We start from the raw sequence: 22,223 nt of genomic DNA, 5'->3' as shown, positions 1-22,223 counted from the left end.
CTCACCTATCAAATATTTATTTCACAAGCGCTATAAGAGATTTTAATTTCCCTGCTGCATGGACATAAGCTCTCGCCGACGCTTCCAATACGTCTTGCGCAACTCCGAAACCTGATATTTGGTGACTACCTTCTTTTAATTCAACATGAACGTGAGCAAGTGCATCTTGACCTTGTGTAATAGATTGTATGCGATAATCTGCCAATTCACATTCTAATCCTAAAATTCTTTGAATCGCATTGTATATCGCTTCAATACTACCAGAACCAGTGGCTGCATCTTCATATATATTTCCTTCCTCATCCTTCAGCACAACTGTTGCGCATTGTGTACTATTTGATACGAAATGCACTTGTAATTGCGTAATGTTATATTGCTGAGCTGCAAATGCTGCTTCACCAAGCATAAGTGCGCGTAAATCTTCTTCAGTAATTTCCTTTTTACGATCAGCCAATTTTTTAAATGCTTCGAATGCCGCATCTCGCTCTTCATTTGTAAATTCATAACCAAGCTCTTTCATTTTTTCCGTAAACGCATGACGGCCAGAGTGTTTCCCAAGTACAAAGAGATTTTGAGATTCTCCTATAAGCGCTGGTTCGATAATTTCATAAGTTGTTACTTCTTTTAAAACCCCGTCTTGGTGGATGCCCGATTCATGAGCAAATGCATTCGCTCCAACGATTGCTTTATTTTTCGGTACAACCATACCCGTTAACCTGCTTACTAATATACTCGTCGCCTTAATTTCTTTTAAAGTCATCGAAGGCTCTGCTTTATAAAAATCTTTTCTAATATGAAGAGCTACCGCAACTTCTTCTAACGCTGCATTCCCTGCTCTTTCTCCAATGCCATTAATCGTTCCTTCTACTTGCAATGCTCCCCCTTCAACCGCAGCTAACGAATTTGCTACTGCCATACCAAGATCATCGTGACAATGACAAGAAAAAATCGCTTTTTCATATGATGGAACGGATTCTTGTAAGTATTTAAAAAGAGAATAATACTCTTCCGGATTTGTATATCCAACTGTATCCGGAATATTAATTACATTCGCTCCTGCTCGAATCGCAATTTCTACTGCTTCAGCTAAAAATGCTCTCGATGTTCTTGTCGCATCTTCTGCAGAAAATTGTACTGTCGGAAATAATGATTTTCCGAGCGTAACCGAGCGATGAATACTATTTAACACATCTTCTTTTGACATACAAAGTTTATATTTCATATGAATATCACTCGTAGCTAGAAATACGTGTAGACGAGGAGATACAGCGCCTTTCACAGCTTCATATGCTCTTCGAATGTCACTTTCTTTCGCTCTAGCTAAACTCATAACCGTAGCATTTTGAATTGTATTCGCAATACGTTTTACCGATTGGAAGTCGCCTTCGGAAGCTGCCGCGAATCCAGCTTCCATTACATGAATACCAAGCCTCTCTAATTGCCTAGCAATTTGTAATTTCTCTTGTTCATTTAAATTTACTCCTGGTGATTGTTCGCCATCACGAAGCGTTGTATCCATGAACAAAACCTGCTTCATATTATTTAACCCCTACCTTTACTCGCGGCTGTACGAAAGGCATCATTTCACGTAATTTACGTCCAACTACTTCGATTTCATGTTTATTCTCTTTCTCATTTGTCGCATGGAAATTTGGTCTTCCTGCTTTATGTTCTGCAATCCACCCTCTTGCAAATGTACCATCTTGAATTTCTGCTAATACTGCCCCCATCGCTTTCTTCGTATCTTCAGTCACAACGCGTGGTCCTGATACGAAGTCTCCCCACTGCGCTGTATCTGAAACTGAATATCTCATATTTTCAAGTCCACCTTCGTACATAAGGTCAACGATTAGCTTCAGTTCATGTAAACATTCAAAATATGCAAGTTCAGGCTGATATCCCGCATCAACTAACGTTTCAAACCCTGCTTTTACAAGTGCAGTCACTCCGCCGCAAAGTACAGCTTGCTCTCCAAACAAATCTGTTTCTGTTTCTTCTTTAAACGTCGTTTCTAGTACACCAGCTCTCGTTGCTCCAATTCCGTCAGCATAAGAAAGTGCTTTTTCAGTCGCAACTCCTGTTGCATCTTGATATACTGCAAATAATGCAGGAACAGCCCCGCCCTCGGCGAACGTACGGCGTACGAGATGCCCTGGTCCTTTTGGCGCTACTAGAAATACATCTACATTAGCTGGTGGTTTTACTTGATCAAAGTGAACATTAAATCCATGTGCGAACACGAGAGAGTTTCCAGCCTGTAAATTTGGTGCAATTTCAGCTTCATATACTTCTGGTTGTAATTCATCAGGCAATAGAATCATTACTACATCAGCTTTTTCCGCAGCTTCTGCTACTGTATATACAGAAAATCCATCTTCATTCGCTTTATCCCAAGACTTACCTTTTCTTAAACCTACTACTACATCAAATCCGTTATCACGTAAATTTTGCGCATGCGCATGACCTTGCGAGCCATATCCGATGATTGCTACTTTCTTTTCCTTTAATACATTTACTGTTACATCTTTCTCATAATAAACTTTTGCCATTTTCATTTCCCCCTATATTTAAATGATTATTGAATTAACATAACTTGCTTATCTTGTTTTTTCATACTACGTGTAAATGCTGTTACACCTGTTCTAGCAATTTCTTTCAAACCGTATGGACGAAGTAATTCAATTAACGCTTCTACTTTGTCTTGCGTACCTGTTACTTGCACAACTATGGAATCCTTCCCAACATCTATTACAGCGGCTCGAAACGGTTCAATTAAACTATATAATTCTGCCCTCGCTACAGAAGTTGCTACTTTAATAAGAGCAAGCTCTCTAGCAATCATCGCTTCTTCTGTAATATCTGATACTTTCAGAACATCAATTTGCTTATGCAGTTGTTTAATTAACTGCTCCACTTGCTGTTCACTTTCAACGTGTACAACAATCGTCATTCGCGATATATCTGATGATTCTGTATGACCTACTGAAATACTTTCAATATTAAAATGTCTTCGTGTCATAACCCCTGTAATTCGGTTTAACACACCACTTTGATTTCGAACTGTCGCTGTAACAATTCTCTTCACCCTTTTTCCACTCCCTCCATTTGGTGAACACCTTTTCCTGGCGCAACCATCGGCATAACCTTCTCTGATTGAAGTACACGACAATCAATTACGACTGGCTCTTGTAATTCGATCGCATGCTGGATTTGCTTCTTTGCAAGAAGTGGATCGTCAATACGAACACCTTTTATGCCATATGCATTTGCAAGAGCGACGAAATCTGGTTGGCATGGTAATAAAGAATGTGAATATCTTTGATTGTAAAATTCATCTTGCCATTGTCTTACCATTCCTAAAGCTTCATTATTTAAAATAAATACTTTAACGGGTAAAGCGTGTTCTTTTAATACACTTAATTCTTGCAGAGTCATTTGAAACCCAGCATCACCAACAATTGCAATAACTAATTCTTCAGGCTTTGCAATTTGCGCACCGATTGCTGCTGGAAATCCGAACCCCATCGTTCCTAATCCACCAGAAGTTACCCATTTATCTGGATTTTTCAGTGGATAATATTGCGCTGCCCACATTTGGTGTTGCCCAACGTCTGTTGTTACAATCGCTTCTCCCTTCGTAATTTCATATAGCATATCAATCGCATATTGAGGTTTAATACTTTCAGAATTTCTTTTATAAGAGAATGGATATTTTTCTTTTCTATTCTTTAATAAAAAGAGCCATTCATGATGATTTTCTTTCTTTCCTTCTGATTGAAGCAATACTTCTAACGCCTGCTTAGCACTTGCAACAATAGGAATCTCTGTTGGCACATTTTTCCCGATTTCTGCTGGATCAATATCGATATGTGCAACAGTCGCCCCTTTAGCAAAAAAAGCTAAATTTCCAGTAAGACGATCATCAAATCTCGCGCCTATATTAATGAGTAAGTCGCATTCATATAATGCCATATTGGCTGTATAAGAACCGTGCATTCCCCCCATCCCTAGAAATAGTTCATCATCTGGTGGAAAACCACCAAGTCCAAGTAATGTATGCACAACAGGGATTTCATATTTACGAGCAAAACTTGTCAATTCTTTCGAAGCTTTCGCATGCAATATACCCGCTCCAGCTAAAATTAACGGTTTTTTTGCGGTTTCAATTACTTTGAGTAATTTGTTTATTTGAAGTAGATTCGGTTCATAATTAGGGTTATATCCTGGTAAATCCATTTGTACATTGCTACATCGCTCACCTTTCTCGACTACCATATCTTTCGGAAGGTCAATAACGACTGGTCCTGGTCTTCCTGTTTTAGCAATATGAAATGCTTCTTTAATAATTCGAGGTAAATCTGAGGCCTTTCGCACTTGATAGTTATGTTTTGTCACTGGCATCGTAAGTCCCATAATATCTGCCTCTTGAAAAGCATCGCTCCCAATTAACGTTGTTGCTACTTGGCCTGTAAATACTACAAGTGGCAATGAATCAATCATCGCATCAGCTAGACCCGTAATTACATTTGTAGCACCTGGTCCACTCGTTGCAATTACAACCCCTGGATTCCCTGTAATTCTGGCATACCCTTCAGCAGCGTGAATTGCCCCTTGCTCATGCCTTGTTAAAATATGCGGAATTTCACAATCATACAATGCATCATAGAGAGGTAAAACGGCACCACCCGGATAACCGAAAATCACTTCTACGCCTTCCTTTTCTAGCGCTTCTAACAATAGCTGTGCACCAGTTTCCAGTTTCTCTTCCGTTTTTGAAGACATTGTTCTTATAAGCCCCCTTTTTCAACCTTTTATACAATAAAAAAATCCTACGTCCACACTCCAGCTATGTGCTGAAGGGACGAAAGATTTCGCGGTACCACCCTTCTTTGCAAGAATACTCTTGCCTCAGTGATCCATAAATGGATCTAGCTAATAACGGAGCTACCGTCTAAGCCTAGACAAATGCTTTAGCTTAGCACTCAAGGGCGATGTTCGTCGACGTGAACCATCGGTTTTCAGCAACCACCGACTCTCTGTGAGGCTTCACAATCAACTACTCCTCCCTATCAACGCTTTCTTATGTTAAAAAAGTTGTTATCCAACTTTATTTTCTTCGTAAATTTTCTCTCCATCTTCTACAACTAACTTACGAAACTCTTCTAATAAACGGTTCGTATGTGGACCTGTTTGCCCTAAGCCAATCGTTCTACCATCTACTGTCGTAACAGCAATCACTTCAGCAGCTGTTCCTGTTAAAAACACTTCATCAGCTACATATACATCATGTCTTGTAAATAACTCTTCTCTTACGTCATACCCAAGTTTTTCGCCGATTTCTAAAATGGCGTTTCGTGTAATACCTTCTAACGCTCCAGCAGAACTTGGTGGTGTAATTAATTTATTTCCTTTAACAATAAACACGTTATCTCCTGATCCTTCAGCTACATATCCTTGATCATTTAACATAAGTGCTTCTTGTACTCCAGCTAATTTCGCTTCAATACGAACTAAAATATTGTTTAAGTAATTTAAAGATTTTACTTGAGGGGATAAAACATCGGGACGATTTCGGCGCGTTGCAACTGTTACAACTGGAATCCCTTTCTCATAATATTCTTGTGGGAATAAAGATAATTGTTCTGCAATTACTACTACATTCGGCTTCTTACATGAATCGGGATCCAATCCAAGATTTCCTGCTCCTCTTGATACAACAAGGCGAATGTATCCATTAGATAATTTATTTTGTCGAATCGTCTCAACAACAATATTTGTTACTTCATCTAATGAATATGGAATTTCTAAAAGGATTGATTTTGCTGATTCATACAGCCGGACAAGATGCTCTCTCAAACGGAAAACATTACCGCTATAAACTCTAATTCCTTCAAACACTCCATCGCCATATAAATAGCCATGATCATATACTGAAACTTTTGCCTCATCTTTTGGAACAAATTCTCCATTTAAGAAAATCCATTGCTCATTCACTAGAAGCGCCTCCTATGTTCTATGAATTTTTTATTGTTTCCTAGTTTACTCTCCTTTCTAAATAAATCAAGTGAATTTTTAGAAAATTTATAATTTTTAATCATACGTACTTCTTTGCTTATACTGATTTAACAACATTGTTAACGTTTACAAAAAGTCAAAAAATTTTTTTCGCCAATTTCCACTAAAAAAATATTTGTTTAAAAGAAGGATTTTCATCAATTGATACGAATCTATTGTATTCAATAAACGGACGTCCGATTTTATAAATCCGGGGATATATAACGACTTTTGCTGAAAAAGGGGGAAAATAACAAAAATAGCGCTGTCTAAAAATAACATTCATATTTTTCATTTCGTAATCATAATCCTATTTTTAAAAAACAATTTGTCAAAATAAAGGAGGAAATAAATATGGCGTGTGTACAAATTAAAGGAACGAGACAAGAGGTAGTAGAAATGCTGCAATTATTTGATCTAATGGATACGAAAGGTTTTTGTAAATTCGATAATTACGTAGAGGTAGAACCAAATACGAAAGAACATAATCATTTTATTGCTTCAATCGACATCCATTCAAATACTTCTTCAGCACAAGATACATTAAACGATCAATTCGTTAGTCAAATGCTTACTGGCGTATATAACGACTAAACAAAGATTTACTTCCTACCGTCTTTTCATAAATATATGCAGTGAACTTGAGCATACTAGCAATTAGATGGTAGGAGGTGATAATTATGGCTAGAATTGGCGTTGAAAACTCATTAACAGACGTTCAACAAGCTCTTCAACAACAAGGTCATGAAGTTGTTACACTTAACTCAGAACAGGATGCACAAGGGTGTGATTGTTGCGTTGTAACTGGGCAAGATTCTAATGTGATGGGCATTGCAGATACATCAATTAAAGGATCAGTCATTACAGCTCACGGTTTAACAACGGATGAAATTTGTCAACAAGTTGAAAGTCGCACTTAAAAAATGAAAGAGGACTCCTTTTAAAAGGAGTCCTCTTTTTTATATTCACCTAACGGGAAAGTAACATATACTGGATGAAAGCCCTACCTCTCTCTCATCATTACGGTTCCACTGACCGCTCCTTGATTCACTAGTATACATATATAGCTTACAAATACAATTTATAGGGTTTGTTCACAAAAGTTGTTGATAAAATTACCCGATCTTTCGCAAACTTTTCGTATTGCATTCATAAGAGATATTTACTTTACACTAGCTGTAACCGAGACACGAATTAAAATTCTAACACCAATACAATAACTTGTCAACTTTTTTCCCCAAATTAAAAACAGACATTAACGGTTTGTCTGTTTTAGAATGGAGCTTTTTCTTTTATTACATATACAACAAAGCCGCTTACTAACATAAATAAGCCAACTACTAAGTTTTTGATATTAATCATAAATTCCTCTCCCTTATTCCACACATCATATATATTTACATTTCAATTATTCCGATCATCCTAAAGCGCACTTTTTCTAATATATCATAATTCCTAAAAAATGCAAGTTCACTTTTGACGACCATTCACAAATTTATCTACAGTGCTTGGTACAGTATTTAAAGCCTTTTCAATTAAATGTGTACTGCTGTTGAGATGTAATACTTGCACCCCATTAGAACCAACTACTAAAAAAGCTACTGGACTAATGGAAACCCCAGCCCCGCTTCCTCCTCCAAATGGATGCCCTTGTTTGTTCTCTTTATGCTGATTTTGCCCACCGTTATGTTTTTCAGTAATGAAATCCCCTTTAAAATCACTTCCACCAGCTCCAAAACCAAAAGCCACTTGAGATACTGTTAATACTACATTTCCGTCAGCTGTTGAAACCGGGCTCCCAACAATTGTATTTACATCTACCATCTCTTTTAAATTTGTCATTGCCGTTTTCATTAAATTTTCAATTGGATGTTCCATTATGTATTGCACCCTTTCCTCATTATTCCTTTTTATATTTTCCAAAATAGAGGAAGTCATACTAACTTTTCCTATTTCAAGAAAACATTTTCCTCCTTTTAAAAGATACTACTCCCTGTACATGCTCCGGTATAGTGAAACTTTAATCAGTGGGATGTGCACGTTTCTCGACTCCCACAAATAGCGGGATAAAAAAGAAAAAGAGATACATACTACTATTGAACCTTGTTATGAAAGGAGTCATGACTTTGACTGAGAAATTTGATGATTATAAAAGAAAAGATAGAATAGATAGTGATTATAGTGACTATAAAGAAGAGTACGCCGCTGAGGTTGCACCACAACGCATTGATTATGATTACGATGATAAAGACGATAAAGATGTTGTAAAATCGTCCGCTGCTGGATCAACTGCTGGTTTTATCGCTCTTGCGCTATCTATCTTATCGCTATTTACATTTCCAACACTATTTGGTCTTGTTTCTGTTTTACTCGGTATTTACGCTTATAATCGCGGAGCTACTGTAACTGGCGGTATCGCTGCAGTTGTCGGTGGAATTGCTGCACTTATCGCAATTTTATTCCGAGTAGCACTTATTGGTCTATTGTTCTCCCTGTTCTAAAAAAGAAAAAGGTATCTCGCTTAACGCGGGATACCTTATCCTGTAAACACATCTTCCGATGGATATTTTATTTTTTGTTTTGCTGGTCGCGCTAAAGAGAACACAAGTGTTAATGGTCCAATTAATCCGCAGAACATAACAAACATAATAATACATTTTCCGAATGCCGATAGCTTTGCAGTAATTCCCATCGTTAATCCGACTGTGCCAAACGCTGATATTGTCTCAAATAATAATTGAATAAAGCTGAAGTTTTCTGTAAGCATTAATATGAATACCGCTGCTAAAATAAGTATTTGACTGGCAACAGCAATCGCTAAGGCCCTCGTTACTGTCGACATTTTAATTGTACGCTGAAATAAAACAATTTCCTCCTTTTTTCTAAAGAAAGAAAGGACAGATGTAATTAAGATAACAAACGTCGTTAATTTAATTCCTCCACCTGTCGATACACTTCCTGCACCAATAAACATTAAAATCATCGTAAATAATATAGATGATTCTTCCATACCTCCATAGTCAACCGTATTAAATCCAGCTGTCCGCGGAGTAATACCTTGAAAGAAGGAAGCCCATAGTTTTTCATTTAAAGATAAATTCCCTAACGTCTTCACATTATTATATTCCAATACAAAAATTACAATCATTGCTATAACATTTAGCACTACTGTTCCAATAATCATTATTTTTGAGTGAAGTGATAATTTTCGAAAACTGCGGCTATACCATATATCAATTAATACGGTAAAACCGAGTCCCCCAATTACAATTAAAGAGCAAATCCCAATATTAATAATGGGATCCCCTACATATCTTGTTAAATTATCTGGCCATAAAGCAAATCCTGCATTATTATAAGATGCAATTACATGAAAAATACTATAATATAAACCTTTTCCAAAACCAAACTCTGGAATAAAGCGAAACGATAAAAAGATGACCCCAATAAGTTCAATACAAATCGAAAATATAAAGACACGCTTTACTAATTTTACAAGACCACCTATATTTGTTTGATTAAATGCTTCTCCAATTAATAAACGATGGCGTAATCCGATTTTTTTACCTAGTACCCAAACAATTAAAATGGCAATTGTCATAAGACCTAGACCACCTGTTTGAATTAAAAACATAATAACAATTTCGCCAAACATCGTAAATGTACTTGCTGTATCCACTACTCCCAAACCAGTTACGGTCGCTGCTGACGTTGCTGTAAAGAAAGCATCTACCCAACTAATATGTACTTTCGTTGCGAATGGTAATTTTAATAACAAACCGCCAACCACAATTAAGCAGAAAAAGCCTAATGCTAATATTTGTGGTGGGTTTAATCGTATAAGACGATTATACAGCCCTTGTTTTTTTGTTACGTCCATATCACTAACTCCCTTATTAAAGTGAAGCTTTCCCCTCATACAATAAAAAGCTTTTTAAAAGCCCTTAAATAATTGGGACAAACCTTATATTCTCATAATATAGTTGAGCATAATCCTTTTTTTCATAGATTACAACTTTTATTTATATTCAGATTCCTTTTCGTTTTATGCTGGGAAAACTCTATATCCTAACTCAATATTGCTAGCAATAACAATTTCATATGTACTATTTTTCAAATCCCCATATCTTTCACTCTATGTTCACATAGAGGTCACATCCACCTTTTATAGTATATGTATCGAAGCTGTTCCTCCCTAATTTATAAGACATTCCCCAGTGTCTTTGAATAGCTTCCATCCCTAATTAAATTGACATAAATTGTCCCCTTCCTTGACCATCTTATATATGATGGTCTTATTTTTTTGTTTTCTCTATCTTTTATTCCGCTATTTGTGGGCAATAAACGCCCGATTGGTTAAGGCTAATAATCAACAGGGGATGAACAAAAAACACTCATTAAATTTTCATTTTATTTAAAACTCCCTCTCTCTTTCACTCTATATTCACACAGAGGTCACATCCACCTTTTATAGTATATGTATCGAAGTTGTTCCTCCCTAATTTATAAGACATTCCCCAGTGTCTTTGAACAGCTTCCATCCCTAATTAAATTGACATAAATTGTCCCCTTCCTTGACCATCTTATATATGATGGTCTTATTTTTTTGTCTTTCTATCTTTTATTTAAAACTCCCCCTCTCTTTCACCCTATGTTCACATGAGAGTCACACCTATCTTTTATAGTATATGTATCGAAGTTGTTCCTCCCTAATTTATAAGACATTCCCCAGTGTCTTAAAGCAACTTCCATCCCTAATTAAATTGACATAAATTGTCCCCTTCCCTTGACCATCCTATGTGATGGTCTATTTTATTTTCCAAACACAAAATCGGTCTATCTACACTTAAACAAAAATGAAAAATTCAGAAAATATTGTCAAATTAGGTATTTTTTCGGTATAATTACTTTAGAAAGAAATTTCGCAAAAACAAAAGGGGGGATTTTATTGAAACAAACAAAAGCAATCTTAATCGCATTATTTCTAGGTCTAGTTGTTGGACTCACTCTAAATTTAGCTGCTCCATCTATCTTTGAGCCACTAAATCAATATGTGTTCAACCCAATTGGTCAATTGTTTATTCGACTTATTAAAATGCTAGTTGTTCCTGTTGTGTTCATTTCTATCGTACTTGGTGCTGCCGGCCTTGGAGATCCGAAACAACTTGGAAGAATCGGTTTAAAATCAATTTCATTCTTTCTCGTAACAACTGCGGTTGCCATCTCTATAGCGGTTACATTTGCACTTATTATAAAACCAGGAGCTGGCGGTAATTTTAAAACAGAAGGTCTTAAGTATGAAGGTGCAAAAACTGAAACATCTTTCGTCGACACATTGCTAAATATCGTACCAGATAACCCAGCAAAAGCGATGGCTGACGGAAACATGTTACAAATCATTGCCTTTGCCGTATTGATTGGACTCGGTATAGCTATTTTAGGAAAACGAGTTCAAGGTATCCATTCATTACTTGAACAGGGCAACGAATTAATGATGTATCTTGTTAATCTCGTTATGAAATTAGCCCCAATTGGAACATTCGGTTTGCTCGCTTCATCCGTTGGTAAAATGGGGCTTGCAGGCGTCGCTGCGATGTTCAAGTATATGATTGTCGTTATGTTAGTACTCATTATTCACGGGGTCTTTGTATATGGCGGCTTATTAAAGGTATTAGCAAAAGAAAGTATTGTTCGTTTCTTTAAACATTTCGGACCAGTAATGGCAATTGGATTTAGTACATCTAGCTCTAATGCATCGCTTCCATTTGCAATGAAAACAGCACAAGATAAGCTTGGCGTTCCAAAAGCGATAAGCTCATTTGTACAACCACTAGGGGCAACTATTAATATGGATGGTACTGCCATTATGCAAGGAGTAGCCACTGTATTTATCGCTCAAGTATACGGAGTTGAACTTACATTACCGCAATTAGCTATGGTCGTATTAACTGCTGTACTAGCTAGTATCGGTACTGCTGGTGTACCTGGTGTTGGACTTGTAATGCTTACAATGGTTTTAAATCAAGTAAATCTACCAGTAGAAGGTATCGCTTTAATTATCGGTATTGACCGTATTCTAGATATGTCTAGAACAGCTGTAAACATTTCTGGTGATGCAATTTGCGCAATGATTGTCGCAAAATCAGAAGAAAAATATAATACGGATCAATCGGCAGCATCGTAAATCAAAAAAGGAGTGAATTATTTCACTCCTTTTTTGATTTACTCCCTTTTTTAGAACGATATTCTTTCCCTTTATTATCATTACCAGTTTCAAATTCAGTGCTAAATTCCTGATTAAACTGGCCGGACTTTGGTGATCCTTGATTACCGCTCCCTTTACTACCGTTACGATTCGTCATATTTCTCCCTCCTTCCTTGTATTAGTAGTATGGCGCTCTATCTTTTTTCATACACATTTTATTTATTAACATCTATTACACACGAAAGAAGATCTCCCATCTATAAGGAAGACCTTCTATTTTATCACGTAAGCGTTTTCTTGTTTATAATCACTTAAATAAGTTTTTTGGAAATTGAAATCATTACATTCATTTCATCTTCTGAAAGTGCAGAGAATCTTTCTTGTAAATATTGTTTTTTCGCATCTTCCATTTTCGCAACTAAATCTTTCCCTTGTTCTGTAATCTCTAAATACACAACTCGGCGATCTGATGTAGAACGTGAACGAGTTACAAAACCCTTATTAATTAATTTTTCTGTAACAGCTGTAATATGACTATTCGACACATTTAATTCATTTGCTACACGCGATACCATTTCTTTATTCGTACGATTTAATATTCTTAGGACGATGAATTCATTCCACGGTATGTAACCACCAAATATTTTTCCGATATCATTACGCAACGTGCGAAACATAGCAAACACATTTGTCGATAGTTCTTCCATTAATTGCTCTCGATTTTGAGACAACATTGACAGCTCCTTTTATTTCATTTAGTTAAATAAAAACCTTATTAATAATTTTACATGAAATCTTACTTTTTGTCACCTTATTTTCCCATAATTCGTAGTTTTTTAATATGTATTTCATGATAAAATGAAGTCAACTTCCAGAAAAAGGGGTATTTTAATGCATGAGGAGGATAGGTTCTCAAATCTCAGCCTAAAAGATAAAACAATTATCATTAGTATTATTGCTCTTTTTCTCATTATAGTTTTTACATTTATATTTTTTGTATATGTAGGAATCTTTCAAATTACAGGTATAGCGTATAGTTCACGTACTGCTTTACTTCTCTTTTTTTTATTAATCACTTTCTTAGATGGTATTACATTATTTATTTTCAGTTTCTTCAAAGCGCTGCTATATCCATTGACTCAAAACATGTCAAATTGGATTTCTCTCACTCTTTTCTCATTCATTGAAATTACACTAGATTGGTTCGTCATTCATACTGCTGATGATTGGATAGAAAGCGTACAAATGTCCAACTTAACTGAATTATGTGTCATACTATTCTTTTTTCTATTAAATAAATTATTAAGTGACAAGAAAGAGTAAGATTACAAGCTTTTCTATATAAAAATTGGTACAATGAAAGCAAATCTTACTAAAGAGGTGTTAATTATGAACTTACAACAATGGGCTGATAAAGGTATGTCCTTTGATACATATGTGAATGAAATGCAAGTAAACCAATACGAGCTACTACACATTTACAATAATTTTTTAATTCCAAATGAATTACTTCCTGTATTAGAAGAACGTCAAAATGATGGCTGGCGTGTTATCGTATTAACTGCTGATTGGTGTGGCGATGCTCTTTTATGCGTACCTGTTATGAAACGAATTTCTGAAGTTGCAAATATTGATATGAGTTTATTAATTCGCGATGAAAACTTAGAATTAATGGATCAATATTTAACAAATGGAACAGCACGTGCGATTCCAATCTTTATTTTCATTGATAAAGATGGAAATGAACAAGCTGTTTGGGGACCACGCGCTCCAAAAGTACAAGAATTAGTAACTTCAATGCGCGCTACATTACCTGAAAAAGAAGATCCAACTTTCGAAGAAAAACAAAAAGAAATGTATGCTAATTTCCGTGCTACATTAGCTGATGATACTTCTCTTTGGGAACATGTAATGGAAAACATGATGGAAAAAGTAGTAAAATAAAAACCTGCCGAGCTCGGCAGGTTTTTTTATTACATAATGAAGAAATAGAATACCGCAGCTAAAATGAAACGATAATAAGCGAACGGTGTTAGTTTTACACGAGATAATAATTTCAAGAATGAAACAATTGCAAGCATCGCAACAACGAATGCAGTTACAAATCCTGTTACAAATAGCGTTATATCTGCTGAGCTTAATACATCCCAGCTTTTAATTAAATCTAAGCCACTTGCAGCTACCATCATCGGTACCGCTAAAATGAACGTATATTCAGCTGCCGCTGTATGCGACACGCGAGCTAATAAACCACCACTTATTGTAGAACCAGAACGAGAAAATCCTGGCCAAAGAGCTAAACATTGGAACATTCCAATTGTAAATGCCTGTTTATATGTGATTTCATCTAACGTTCTTGCTGTACTTGGTTTCGAAAACTTCTCAGCAACAATCATTAAAATACCACCGGCTACTAAGCTAATAACAACTGGTCCTGGACCAAATAAAACCTCTTTAATAGTGCTATGGAATAATACGCCAAGTACCCCGGCAGGAATCATCCCGATAATAATATGTAATAAATTTAACGATGGTCCGTCTGTTACTTTACCTATTCCAACTAACGACCATAGACGCTTCCAAAATATAACAACAACTGCTAAAATCGATCCCAATTGGATAACAACTTCAAAAACTTTCGCTCTCTCATCGTCAAATCCAATTAAATGTCCTGTTAAAATCATATGTCCTGTTGATGATACTGGTAGAAACTCTGTTAACCCTTCAACAGCACCCATGATTAAACCAATTAACCAATCAGCCACAAGTAGTGCCTCCTTAATAACAAATAATATGTAATTTTTTCACACCTTATCATAATACCTTATCCCTTTTCAAAGTGCATCCTTTTTTTATTGGCTTCATATGTTATAGGCGCGTATTTCTTTTCTAATCTTTGATTAAATTGTATGATAGTAAGAGTTTGTTTTTTTATACGGAAAGGGGATTTTATGAAAGAAACTACTTCATTCTCACAAAAGTTAAAGCAATTTGTATTACTATTTTTTCCGATTTTCGTAACGCAAATGTCATTATTTGCGATGAGTTTTTTTGATACAACGATGTCAGGACATGCAAGTCCAACTGATTTAGCAGGTGTTGCAATTGGAACAAGTATATGGATTCCAGTTAGTACGGGGTTAACAGGAATTTTAATGGCTACTACTCCCATTGTTGCACAGCTCGTTGGATCCAAGAAAAAAGAGGACGTTCCCCACGTTGTCATACAAGCAGTTTATTTAGCAATTTGTGCTAGCTTCGTTGTTATCCTCATCGGTTTTTTCGTCGTTTCACCTATTTTAAATGGCATGCGCTTAGAAGAACCTGTGGAACGTATTGCAGCGCAATTTTTAAGTATTATCGCAATAGGAATTATACCTTTATTCACTTACACTGTTTTACGTGGATTTATTGATGCATTAGGAAAAACTCGAACAACGATGATTATTACATTATTATCATTACCAATTAATGTAATATTAAATTACCTATTAATTTTTGGTAACTTCGGTTTCCCAAAGCTCGGTGGTGTCGGAGCAGCAATTGCTTCCACTGCAACATATTGGTGCATTTTAATTATTACAGTCATTATTATTCAGACGAAAGAGCCTTTTGCCTCTTTCAACATTTTCAAACAATTATACCGACCTTCTCTTTCGAGTTGGATAGCATTCTTAAAACTTGGCGTCCCTATCGGATTTGCTATCTTTTTTGAAACGAGTATTTTCGCTGCGGTAACGCTCATGATGAGTAATTTTAGTACGACAACTATTGCAGCTCACCAAGCAGCTATGAACTTTGCTTCCTTGTTATATATGACTCCGCTAAGTTTAGCAATGGCAATGACTATTGCGGTTGGATTCGAAGTTGGAGCAAAACGTTACGATAATGCAAAACAATACGGACTGATTGGAATTGGATTAGCCCTTGCCTTTGCTTTATTATATTCGATTCTTCTCTACTTCTTTGATGATCAAATTGCTTCTATTTATACGACAGATGCAAAAGTTCATCATTTAGCAAAAGAATTTCTTATCTTTGCAATTTTATTTCAAATTTCAGATGCAATTGCAACCCCTGTACAAGGAGCTTTGCGTGGTTATAAAGATGTAAATGTTGCTCTAATTATGACTTTAATTGCTTATTGGATAATAGGTCTACCACTAGGTTACATATTAGCGACGTATACAGAATGGGCCGCGAAAGGCTATTGGATCGGTCTTATTATCGGTCTAGCATTTGGCGCTGCCTTCCTACTTATCCGTCTCTTTCAAGTACAACGAAAATATACAACACAAAACAGCCGCTAATAATAAAGCGGCTGTTTTCTTTATGCATATTTTTTCTTGTAACGTATAATATAATGAAAAAGAAAGGTGGGTACATATGGACGACAAAGAAAAAAAGCAATCATTCGATGAAGAATTTGCCCCTGAAATTTCACCTGGATATCGGCAAGATGTACATAAGCCACCTAAATATAAAAACACTTCGTTTTTAATGGGCATTACCATTTTCGCTGCTGTATTACTCATACTTATCATTTTCGTTTATTTTTGATGAAAGGTGGCCTATTATATGAAGAAACAAGATTCCAATCGTTCAAAAAGAACTGTTAAAACACAAAAAGGATATGCAGGAGATTCTGTTCATACTCTTAAACAAGTCGAGCAAGGGAATTTATATATTGCTCAAAAAGAACTTGGTCAACAAAATGAAAATCTTTAAAGGCCCTTTATTCCTTAAGGGTCTTTTTATTCCGCATTAAGTAATACACCCTCAAATGTTCTATTGAGCAATGAATTTCCTTTATTGTACGCGCTGCTTTTGTTCTAGCACCATAAATATATTATTAACCTTTACAATTTTCACTTCATAATTCAATTTCATTTCGCTTCTCTTACTCTTACCATTTTCAGTACCCGCAACGTACGCTACAGCTTGATAAAGAAAACTCTCATTGGTCTCTTCACGTATCTCCTCGTTTGTAAATTTATACTCTAAATCTTGAAAACGATTTGGATAATAATTTCCCATTAATTGTTCATACCCTCTATTTAAAAATAGTTCTTCACCTTTTCGTTTCACATCTTCTTTATTAGTAGACCCAAACACTGATAGTTGCTCGGTCACAAAATGCTCTCCTACCTTTTTCATTTCATTATGAGTTAAGTTTTCTATACTTTTGTTCTTTAACTCCTTATTTAACTCGTACTGATCAATCGGTTTAAAGGTAGCAAAAACCTCCTCTTTATATGACCAAAACAATACAAAAGCGATACATAGAGAAATGATTAACAGTCTTTTTTTCGTAATACTCCCGCCCTTCTTCATAATAATAGATATATTTTAACATATAGAAAGAAAATTCTGATATCATAAAATAGAATAACTTAACTCAGAAACGAGGAACAATTATGGACTCTTACAAACATTATATAAAAGAAGCTTTGCCTAATCTTTCTATACATTCATATAAACAAAATGAAGAAGGATGGGATAATGTAGCAGTTATAGTAAATGATGAGCTACTGTTTCGTTTCCCGCGAAAACAGGAATATGCGATGCGAATTCCGTTAGAAAAAGAACTATGCGCAATTCTCACTCAATCACTACAAGAAATCGAAGTTCCACAATATCACCTAATTTATAAAAATGAATCTGATGAGGTTCCTCTTTGTAGTTACTATACTCTCATTCATGGTGAACCATTAAAAACAGAAACAGTTGCCACGCTGGAGGATCCAAAGCTGAAAGCAATTATTACACAATTAGCTACTTTCCTTGCGGTACTACATAGTATTCCTTTACACCAAGTTACAACGCTATGTTTCCCTATTGAAAAAACATGTACCTACTGGAAAGAGCTACAAACAAAATTAAACCAATATCTCACTACTAGCCTTACTTCATTACAGAAACTAGCCTTAAATCGCTTATTTGAAAATTTCTTTGCATGTTTAGCTACATCCACTTTTCAAAACACAATCATTCACGCTGATTTTACTCATCATCACATTTTATTTAACAAGCATAACAAAAGTATTTCAGGTGTTATCGATTTTGGTGATGCGCAAATTGGCGATCCTGCTTTTGATTTTGCAGGACTATATTATGATTTCGGACATGAGTTTACTACATCTGTATATGAACAGTACAGTACACTTATTTCTCATCATGATCCATTACTCATTCATCGTATTACTACCTTTTATCAATACAGTCCTTTACTACATAATATTATTTATAATTTTGAGTCAGAGAATGAACTCGAATTCATTACAGGCACAGAACAGCTAAAAACGATATTACAGGGATGAGATTACATTCTCTCCCTATATACTCTCTCCTCATACATCATTAACTTTTTATCCATTTCAACAATAACTTTATACAATTGAAACGCCTGTAAAATTTGCAGTTGAATTTCAAAAGGAGCATTTTGTTCTTTTAACCATTGAAATACTTTTGTTTCATCTTTCATTGATTATTCCTCCCTTTATTCTGATTTGTGGGTAGCCCGATTAATGAGGGCTGATAATCAGTGGGTGATTGACAAAACCCCCACTGATTAAAGTTTCACTTTATTAAAATCTGCTACAAATATACCGTAAATGATGAAAAGCTTTTCATGTCAATAACAAAAAAGGATGCAAAGTTGCATCCTTTAATGAACTATATTTTTCTTCTGTTTCGCTTCTGTCTTTACTTCTTCCCCTTGGCATTCACTACGAAACGCACAACTTATACACTCAGAACGAAAATGACGCTCTGTATAATGCTCAGGTTGCTCTAACATTTCTTTCATTCTAGATAAATCAGCCATTCCAGTTATAATATCTTCCTGTTTCGGAATGTACTCATACTTAGTTCCTTCTATTAAATTAATAACTTCAATTTTTCCTGGAAGAACTCCGAAAGCTTTATAACTGAATACTGTCATTAGCTTCTGACAAAGAGCAAGCATTTCCTCATCTGCATCGACAACATACTTTTTAATTACAAACGACTCAGCACTCCACTCACCAACTTCAAATGTCAATGACATGTGGACACCTAACTCTTCCATATATGTTTGAAACTTCTCGTATAAAAACAATGGTGGTGTCTGACTATCATCCTTTTCAACGAACTGTAATAAGTGATCCGTTAGCTTCGCTAATACAATATAGTATTCCGTCTTCGAAGCAAACATATTAATCCTTACTTTTTTCCAATACTTTTCTATTAATATTAAAAGTACAATTTTCGTTTGTTGACCCGCAGGTAGCGTGTAATACTCGTTAATAATTTGATTGACAATCATTTGTGCTATTTGTTGCCATTCAAATGAAGAAGGTTCTCTTCTTTTTATGTGACGAAAATAAAATTTATGCGGACAACGCATAAAATCATACAAATGATAATCTGTCATCGTTTTGATTGAGATTTTCTCATGCACTTGCTCTTCATCTCCCTTCTGCCATTAAGAAAGGTGTTTTACAAATTCAGCTCCAAACTGTAAACATTTTTCTACATCTTCATCTTCTGGCGTTAATTCTACTTTTAGTCCTTCTAACACAACTGCTGCCCCGCGCTCTTGTAGCTTTTCTATTAAAATGTCAACTGCCACTCCGTATTTCGGATAAGCCGAATCACATGATCCGAATACTGCCGCTTTTTTCCCAGTTAAATCAATAGAATCCATTGCATCATAAAAATCTAAGAAATCATCAGGAAGATCGCCATCTCCCCAAGTGTATGCACCTAAAATAATTCCATCATACTGTTCTAATATAGAAGCTTCTGGTGAATCCATAATATCAATAACTTCAATTTCATTTTCTGTTTCACGAATTACGCCGGCAATATGGTCAGCCATTTCCTCTGTATTTCCACTCATACTTGCAAAAATCATTACTAACTTACTCAACTGAACCTCTCCCTTTACTTTGTATCTCTTTTTCTGTTTGAATGCTCTTCTTCTCATCTACATATTCAGACCGAATTACATTTCTTTGCCATTCCATATGCTGATCAACATCTTTATTTTTATCTTTTAATCCCCTCCGCAGAAGGTGAAAATTCTTTCTCATTAACATGTCGCATCCATCCTATTGATAATAATTATCAATTTCAACTATATTTAGATTAATTGACATTGATTATCAATGTCAATAACTATTTTTAAAAAAATGATTAAAATGTACAAGCTTGTCCGTTAGCTATTCATATACTATGAATGAGCATAGTTCTTTCTCAGCCCTCTCTGACGGAAAGAAATAAAAGCAACTGCAATAGAGTGCAGTTGCCTTTTTTTGTTTTTCTATGATTTTAGTAATCTTATAGTCGTCTCTAAAAATAGCTCCACTCCACAAATTAATGCTGATTCATCCACGTCAAATTTCGGATGATGATGTGGATAACAAGTATATATATTTTCATTACCTGTTCCTAATTTAATGAAACAACCAGGTGCTTTTCTTAAATATGCTGAAAAATCTTCTCCACCCATAGAAGGTTCAAGCTTCACAACACGCTCATTCCCAAACAAATGTAGTGCACTTTCTTCTACTATTTTCGTAATATATTCATCATTAATAACCGGATCATATCCATATCGATACGTATATGTATACGATCCTCCATGTGCTTCTGTAATTCCTTTCACAATTTTCTCGATTTTCCCTTCTGCTTCCACCCTCAATGCTTGATTAAATGAACGAACAGTTCCCATTAAAGTTGCTGTACTAGGAATAATATTGTCAGCCGTTCCCCCATGAAATTGTGTAACTGAAACAACCCTTTGCATAAAAGCACTTGTATTTCTTGATACGATATGTTGTAGATTTGTAATAATCTGTGCTCCGATAGCAATAGGATCTATCGTTTCTTCTGGTCGCGCCGCATGTCCTCCTTTGCCTTGAATCTCAACTGTAAATACGTCTGGAGCTGCCATCATCGGTCCATATGCAATTCCTATCTTTCCACTCTCAAGTCCTGACATAACATGTAAACCTATTACATAATCAACACCGTCCATTACACCTGCCTCAACCATTTCTTGTCCCCCACCGGGATACACCTCTTCTGCGTGCTGAAAGAATAGACGAATCTCACCTGCAAAATCTTCCTTTATATTTGATAACACCTCTGCTGTACTTAATAAAATAGCTGCGTGAGCATCGTGCCCACATGCATGCATCATTCCTTTATTCACAGATGTATAAGATTTACTTGTCTCCTCTTGAATTGGCAAAGCGTCTATATCAGCTCGAATCGCAATTACTTTCCCTTGCTTCACACCTCTTTTAATTGCTAGTACACTATACTTCGTCGGTCTCGTTACTTCAAAAGAAGAAAATGAGCATAATGTATCATATATAAATTGCGAAGTTTCTTTTTCATGAAATGATAATTCCGGATACTTATGGAAATGCCTTCTCCATTTCACGATATTTTCTTCCGAAATTAGATTCTTCCACACTCTATTCATGATAATTTCCTCCTTTTCAAAAGAACTAGAAATTTAAAAGTTTACTCCGTCTTAAATGATTAATAAAAACAAACACTGTATTTTTACGTATTCTTATAGTCCACTTTTATGTATTCACACAATCCACTTTCTATTTACATGTCAAACCCATTACAAATTCATGCTGAATGTAATATAATTGCTAAGTTAGGGATTTTCTTTTTTAGTATTTAGTGCTAATATCAAAAAAGAGCCTTTTGACTTATTTTTACCTAAAATGTGGGATTTTGTTTTTTTCACAATAATGTAGGACATGATACCTACAAAGAGCTATTATTTCATTAAGAGAGGGAAAGACATGGAAAGATTAAAAGAGATATGGTCTCGACCACTCACACAATGGGTTGCAAAGACGGTTTATTATCTTGCAATTTTATTTGCATTACTTTGGTTGTATGGATTCCATGATACAAACACAAGTACATTTATTTACAATGAATTCTAGGGTGG

Annotated in this window: 28 protein-coding genes and 1 other annotated feature; of the genes, 11 read left to right on the top strand and 17 right to left on the bottom strand. The window is 35.5% G+C overall.

Going from position 1 to position 22,223, the window contains the following annotated elements; all coding sequences use genetic code 11:
- Positions 1 to 16: 16 nt before the first annotated feature.
- The 5 genes from leuA to ilvE form a co-directional block, all read right to left on the bottom strand.
- Entirely contained in the window at positions 17 to 1,537 is a 1,521-nt protein-coding gene (gene leuA, locus ACTFP3_RS03450) for a 2-isopropylmalate synthase (RefSeq protein WP_153582512.1), read from the bottom strand.
- A gap of 1 nt (position 1,538) precedes the next feature.
- Positions 1,539 to 2,549 (bottom strand): ketol-acid reductoisomerase, encoded by a 1,011-nt coding sequence (gene ilvC / locus ACTFP3_RS03445; protein ID WP_001151741.1) that lies wholly within the window; start codon positions 2,547 to 2,549, stop codon positions 1,539 to 1,541.
- A gap of 26 nt (positions 2,550 to 2,575) precedes the next feature.
- A complete protein-coding gene (gene ilvN, locus ACTFP3_RS03440; protein WP_000822952.1) occupies positions 2,576 to 3,085 on the bottom strand; it encodes an acetolactate synthase small subunit in 510 nt (169 codons plus the stop codon).
- Positions 3,082 to 4,782 carry an acetolactate synthase large subunit gene (gene ilvB / locus ACTFP3_RS03435; RefSeq protein WP_000095876.1) on the bottom strand — a complete coding sequence of 567 codons (1,701 nt, stop codon included), beginning with the start codon at positions 4,780 to 4,782 and terminating at the stop codon, positions 3,082 to 3,084. Before ilvB ends, ilvN begins: the two co-directional genes overlap by 4 nt.
- Before the next feature lie 72 nt (positions 4,783 to 4,854).
- Positions 4,855 to 5,082: a binding site (T-box leader), on the bottom strand.
- Positions 5,083 to 5,097: 15 nt separating this feature from the next.
- On the bottom strand, positions 5,098 to 5,994 hold the full coding sequence (ilvE, locus tag ACTFP3_RS03430) for a branched-chain-amino-acid transaminase (protein ID WP_001005486.1): 897 nt from the start codon (positions 5,992 to 5,994) through the stop codon (positions 5,098 to 5,100).
- Positions 5,995 to 6,408: 414 nt separating this feature from the next.
- On the opposite strand from ilvE, the gene ACTFP3_RS03425 reads away from it, so the two are divergent.
- Both ACTFP3_RS03425 and ACTFP3_RS03420 read left to right on the top strand, forming a co-directional pair.
- Positions 6,409 to 6,648, top strand: coding sequence for a DUF3911 family protein (locus ACTFP3_RS03425; RefSeq protein WP_000752512.1), 240 nt, complete (start codon positions 6,409 to 6,411; stop codon positions 6,646 to 6,648).
- Positions 6,649 to 6,734: 86 nt separating this feature from the next.
- Positions 6,735 to 6,974, top strand: a complete 240-nt coding sequence (locus tag ACTFP3_RS03420) for a YkuS family protein (RefSeq protein ID WP_000101022.1) — start codon at positions 6,735 to 6,737, stop codon at positions 6,972 to 6,974.
- 352 nt (positions 6,975 to 7,326) lie between these two features.
- Here the strand turns inward: ACTFP3_RS03420 and ACTFP3_RS03415 are convergent, their stop codons facing one another.
- The gene (locus ACTFP3_RS03415; protein ID WP_000608227.1) at positions 7,327 to 7,416 is read right to left on the bottom strand and encodes a hypothetical protein; all 90 of its coding nucleotides are present in this window, start codon (positions 7,414 to 7,416) and stop codon (positions 7,327 to 7,329) included.
- Between the two features lie 108 nt (positions 7,417 to 7,524).
- A complete protein-coding gene (gene ytfJ, locus ACTFP3_RS03410) occupies positions 7,525 to 7,992 on the bottom strand; it encodes a GerW family sporulation protein (protein ID WP_000204234.1) in 468 nt (155 codons plus the stop codon).
- Positions 7,993 to 8,180: 188 nt separating this feature from the next.
- Between ytfJ and ACTFP3_RS03405 the strand changes: the two genes are divergently transcribed.
- Positions 8,181 to 8,555 (top strand): hypothetical protein, encoded by a 375-nt coding sequence (locus ACTFP3_RS03405; protein WP_000136541.1) that lies wholly within the window; start codon positions 8,181 to 8,183, stop codon positions 8,553 to 8,555.
- Between the two features lie 35 nt (positions 8,556 to 8,590).
- Here the strand turns inward: ACTFP3_RS03405 and ACTFP3_RS03400 are convergent, their stop codons facing one another.
- Positions 8,591 to 9,934: a TrkH family potassium uptake protein gene (locus ACTFP3_RS03400; RefSeq protein ID WP_000383526.1), complete on the bottom strand. Its 1,344-nt coding sequence runs from the start codon at positions 9,932 to 9,934 to the stop codon at positions 8,591 to 8,593.
- Between the two features lie 1,068 nt (positions 9,935 to 11,002).
- On the opposite strand from ACTFP3_RS03400, the gene ACTFP3_RS03395 reads away from it, so the two are divergent.
- Positions 11,003 to 12,238 carry a dicarboxylate/amino acid:cation symporter gene (locus ACTFP3_RS03395; protein WP_000814809.1) on the top strand — a complete coding sequence of 412 codons (1,236 nt, stop codon included), beginning with the start codon at positions 11,003 to 11,005 and terminating at the stop codon, positions 12,236 to 12,238.
- 22 nt (positions 12,239 to 12,260) lie between these two features.
- On the opposite strand, the gene ACTFP3_RS03390 is transcribed toward ACTFP3_RS03395, so the two are convergent.
- Both ACTFP3_RS03390 and ACTFP3_RS03385 read right to left on the bottom strand, forming a co-directional pair.
- Entirely contained in the window at positions 12,261 to 12,416 is a 156-nt protein-coding gene (locus ACTFP3_RS03390) for a hypothetical protein (protein ID WP_000184928.1), read from the bottom strand.
- A 154-nt stretch (positions 12,417 to 12,570) separates the two neighbouring features.
- Positions 12,571 to 12,990: a MarR family winged helix-turn-helix transcriptional regulator gene (locus tag ACTFP3_RS03385; RefSeq protein WP_000081432.1), complete on the bottom strand. Its 420-nt coding sequence runs from the start codon at positions 12,988 to 12,990 to the stop codon at positions 12,571 to 12,573.
- 160 nt (positions 12,991 to 13,150) lie between these two features.
- Between ACTFP3_RS03385 and ACTFP3_RS03380 the strand changes: the two genes are divergently transcribed.
- Positions 13,151 to 13,582 carry a YrvL family regulatory protein gene (locus ACTFP3_RS03380; RefSeq protein WP_098905961.1) on the top strand — a complete coding sequence of 144 codons (432 nt, stop codon included), beginning with the start codon at positions 13,151 to 13,153 and terminating at the stop codon, positions 13,580 to 13,582.
- 33 nt (positions 13,583 to 13,615) lie between these two features.
- Positions 13,616 to 14,203: a thioredoxin family protein gene (locus tag ACTFP3_RS03375; RefSeq protein WP_002023667.1), complete on the top strand. Its 588-nt coding sequence runs from the start codon at positions 13,616 to 13,618 to the stop codon at positions 14,201 to 14,203.
- 29 nt (positions 14,204 to 14,232) lie between these two features.
- On the opposite strand, the gene uppP is transcribed toward ACTFP3_RS03375, so the two are convergent.
- Positions 14,233 to 15,024, bottom strand: a complete 792-nt coding sequence (gene uppP, locus ACTFP3_RS03370; protein ID WP_000796256.1) for a bacitracin resistance undecaprenyl-diphosphatase — start codon at positions 15,022 to 15,024, stop codon at positions 14,233 to 14,235.
- Positions 15,025 to 15,210: 186 nt separating this feature from the next.
- Between uppP and ACTFP3_RS03365 the strand changes: the two genes are divergently transcribed.
- The 3 genes from ACTFP3_RS03365 (at position 15,211) to ACTFP3_RS03355 (ending at position 16,987) form a co-directional block, all read left to right on the top strand.
- Positions 15,211 to 16,569, top strand: a complete 1,359-nt coding sequence (locus ACTFP3_RS03365) for an MATE family efflux transporter (RefSeq protein WP_000665546.1) — start codon at positions 15,211 to 15,213, stop codon at positions 16,567 to 16,569.
- Positions 16,570 to 16,645: 76 nt separating this feature from the next.
- Entirely contained in the window at positions 16,646 to 16,819 is a 174-nt protein-coding gene (locus tag ACTFP3_RS03360; RefSeq protein ID WP_000341062.1) for a hypothetical protein, read from the top strand.
- A gap of 18 nt (positions 16,820 to 16,837) precedes the next feature.
- Positions 16,838 to 16,987: a hypothetical protein gene (locus tag ACTFP3_RS03355; RefSeq protein WP_000743742.1), complete on the top strand. Its 150-nt coding sequence runs from the start codon at positions 16,838 to 16,840 to the stop codon at positions 16,985 to 16,987.
- Positions 16,988 to 17,068: 81 nt separating this feature from the next.
- Here the strand turns inward: ACTFP3_RS03355 and ACTFP3_RS03350 are convergent, their stop codons facing one another.
- Positions 17,069 to 17,593 (bottom strand): hypothetical protein, encoded by a 525-nt coding sequence (locus tag ACTFP3_RS03350; protein ID WP_000715254.1) that lies wholly within the window; start codon positions 17,591 to 17,593, stop codon positions 17,069 to 17,071.
- Between the two features lie 83 nt (positions 17,594 to 17,676).
- On the opposite strand from ACTFP3_RS03350, the gene ACTFP3_RS03345 reads away from it, so the two are divergent.
- Complete coding sequence (locus tag ACTFP3_RS03345; RefSeq protein ID WP_000378982.1) at positions 17,677 to 18,579, top strand: aminoglycoside phosphotransferase family protein; 903 nt, start codon at positions 17,677 to 17,679, stop codon at positions 18,577 to 18,579.
- A gap of 2 nt (positions 18,580 to 18,581) precedes the next feature.
- Here the strand turns inward: ACTFP3_RS03345 and ACTFP3_RS03340 are convergent, their stop codons facing one another.
- The 5 genes from ACTFP3_RS03340 to amaA all read right to left on the bottom strand — a co-directional run bounded on the left by ACTFP3_RS03340 (position 18,582) and on the right by amaA (position 21,734).
- Complete coding sequence (locus tag ACTFP3_RS03340; RefSeq protein ID WP_000651086.1) at positions 18,582 to 18,743, bottom strand: hypothetical protein; 162 nt, start codon at positions 18,741 to 18,743, stop codon at positions 18,582 to 18,584.
- A gap of 183 nt (positions 18,744 to 18,926) precedes the next feature.
- Positions 18,927 to 19,700, bottom strand: coding sequence for a hypothetical protein (locus ACTFP3_RS03335; RefSeq protein WP_000544574.1), 774 nt, complete (start codon positions 19,698 to 19,700; stop codon positions 18,927 to 18,929).
- Between the two features lie 24 nt (positions 19,701 to 19,724).
- Entirely contained in the window at positions 19,725 to 20,171 is a 447-nt protein-coding gene (locus ACTFP3_RS03330) for a flavodoxin (protein WP_000041153.1), read from the bottom strand.
- Positions 20,164 to 20,340 carry a hypothetical protein gene (locus ACTFP3_RS03325; RefSeq protein ID WP_000929023.1) on the bottom strand — a complete coding sequence of 59 codons (177 nt, stop codon included), beginning with the start codon at positions 20,338 to 20,340 and terminating at the stop codon, positions 20,164 to 20,166. The genes ACTFP3_RS03330 and ACTFP3_RS03325 overlap by 8 nt, the downstream gene beginning before the upstream one ends.
- A gap of 224 nt (positions 20,341 to 20,564) precedes the next feature.
- A complete protein-coding gene (amaA, locus tag ACTFP3_RS03320; protein WP_025688941.1) occupies positions 20,565 to 21,734 on the bottom strand; it encodes an N-acyl-aliphatic-L-amino acid amidohydrolase in 1,170 nt (389 codons plus the stop codon).
- A gap of 337 nt (positions 21,735 to 22,071) precedes the next feature.
- Between amaA and ACTFP3_RS03315 the strand changes: the two genes are divergently transcribed.
- Complete coding sequence (locus ACTFP3_RS03315; RefSeq protein ID WP_000440293.1) at positions 22,072 to 22,218, top strand: teichoic acid D-Ala incorporation-associated protein DltX; 147 nt, start codon at positions 22,072 to 22,074, stop codon at positions 22,216 to 22,218.
- Positions 22,219 to 22,223: the final 5 nt, after the last annotated feature.

The sequence above is a fragment of the Bacillus cereus group sp. MYBK5-2 genome, assembly GCF_051915685.1.
Taxonomy (GTDB): Bacteria; Bacillota; Bacilli; order Bacillales; family Bacillaceae_G; genus Bacillus_A; species Bacillus_A cereus.
The sequence above is the reverse complement of the archived record's forward strand: the minus strand, read 5'-3'. Positions and strand labels throughout refer to the sequence as shown.

Coding starts and splice junctions, on each gene's coding strand:
- ACTFP3_RS03375 (WP_002023667.1), top strand. CDS start 13,616: ATGAAAGCAAATCTTACTAAAGAGGTGTTAATTATGAACTTACAACAA.
- amaA (WP_025688941.1), bottom strand. CDS start 21,734: ATGAATAGAGTGTGGAAGAATCTAATTTCGGAAGAAAATATCGTGAAA.
- ilvB (WP_000095876.1), bottom strand. CDS start 4,782: ATGTCTTCAAAAACGGAAGAGAAACTGGAAACTGGTGCACAGCTATTG.
- ACTFP3_RS03380 (WP_098905961.1), top strand. CDS start 13,151: ATGCATGAGGAGGATAGGTTCTCAAATCTCAGCCTAAAAGATAAAACA.
- ACTFP3_RS03340 (WP_000651086.1), bottom strand. CDS start 18,743: ATGAAAGATGAAACAAAAGTATTTCAATGGTTAAAAGAACAAAATGCT.
- ACTFP3_RS03415 (WP_000608227.1), bottom strand. CDS start 7,416: ATGATTAATATCAAAAACTTAGTAGTTGGCTTATTTATGTTAGTAAGC.
- ACTFP3_RS03345 (WP_000378982.1), top strand. CDS start 17,677: ATGGACTCTTACAAACATTATATAAAAGAAGCTTTGCCTAATCTTTCT.
- ytfJ (WP_000204234.1), bottom strand. CDS start 7,992: ATGACTTCCTCTATTTTGGAAAATATAAAAAGGAATAATGAGGAAAGG.
- ACTFP3_RS03425 (WP_000752512.1), top strand. CDS start 6,409: ATGGCGTGTGTACAAATTAAAGGAACGAGACAAGAGGTAGTAGAAATG.
- ACTFP3_RS03355 (WP_000743742.1), top strand. CDS start 16,838: ATGAAGAAACAAGATTCCAATCGTTCAAAAAGAACTGTTAAAACACAA.
- ACTFP3_RS03350 (WP_000715254.1), bottom strand. CDS start 17,593: ATGAAGAAGGGCGGGAGTATTACGAAAAAAAGACTGTTAATCATTTCT.
- ACTFP3_RS03365 (WP_000665546.1), top strand. CDS start 15,211: ATGAAAGAAACTACTTCATTCTCACAAAAGTTAAAGCAATTTGTATTA.
- ACTFP3_RS03315 (WP_000440293.1), top strand. CDS start 22,072: ATGGAAAGATTAAAAGAGATATGGTCTCGACCACTCACACAATGGGTT.
- ilvC (WP_001151741.1), bottom strand. CDS start 2,549: ATGGCAAAAGTTTATTATGAGAAAGATGTAACAGTAAATGTATTAAAG.
- ACTFP3_RS03360 (WP_000341062.1), top strand. CDS start 16,646: ATGGACGACAAAGAAAAAAAGCAATCATTCGATGAAGAATTTGCCCCT.
- leuA (WP_153582512.1), bottom strand. CDS start 1,537: ATGAAGCAGGTTTTGTTCATGGATACAACGCTTCGTGATGGCGAACAA.
- ACTFP3_RS03325 (WP_000929023.1), bottom strand. CDS start 20,340: ATGTTAATGAGAAAGAATTTTCACCTTCTGCGGAGGGGATTAAAAGAT.
- ACTFP3_RS03390 (WP_000184928.1), bottom strand. CDS start 12,416: ATGACGAATCGTAACGGTAGTAAAGGGAGCGGTAATCAAGGATCACCA.
- ACTFP3_RS03420 (WP_000101022.1), top strand. CDS start 6,735: ATGGCTAGAATTGGCGTTGAAAACTCATTAACAGACGTTCAACAAGCT.
- ACTFP3_RS03400 (WP_000383526.1), bottom strand. CDS start 9,934: ATGGACGTAACAAAAAAACAAGGGCTGTATAATCGTCTTATACGATTA.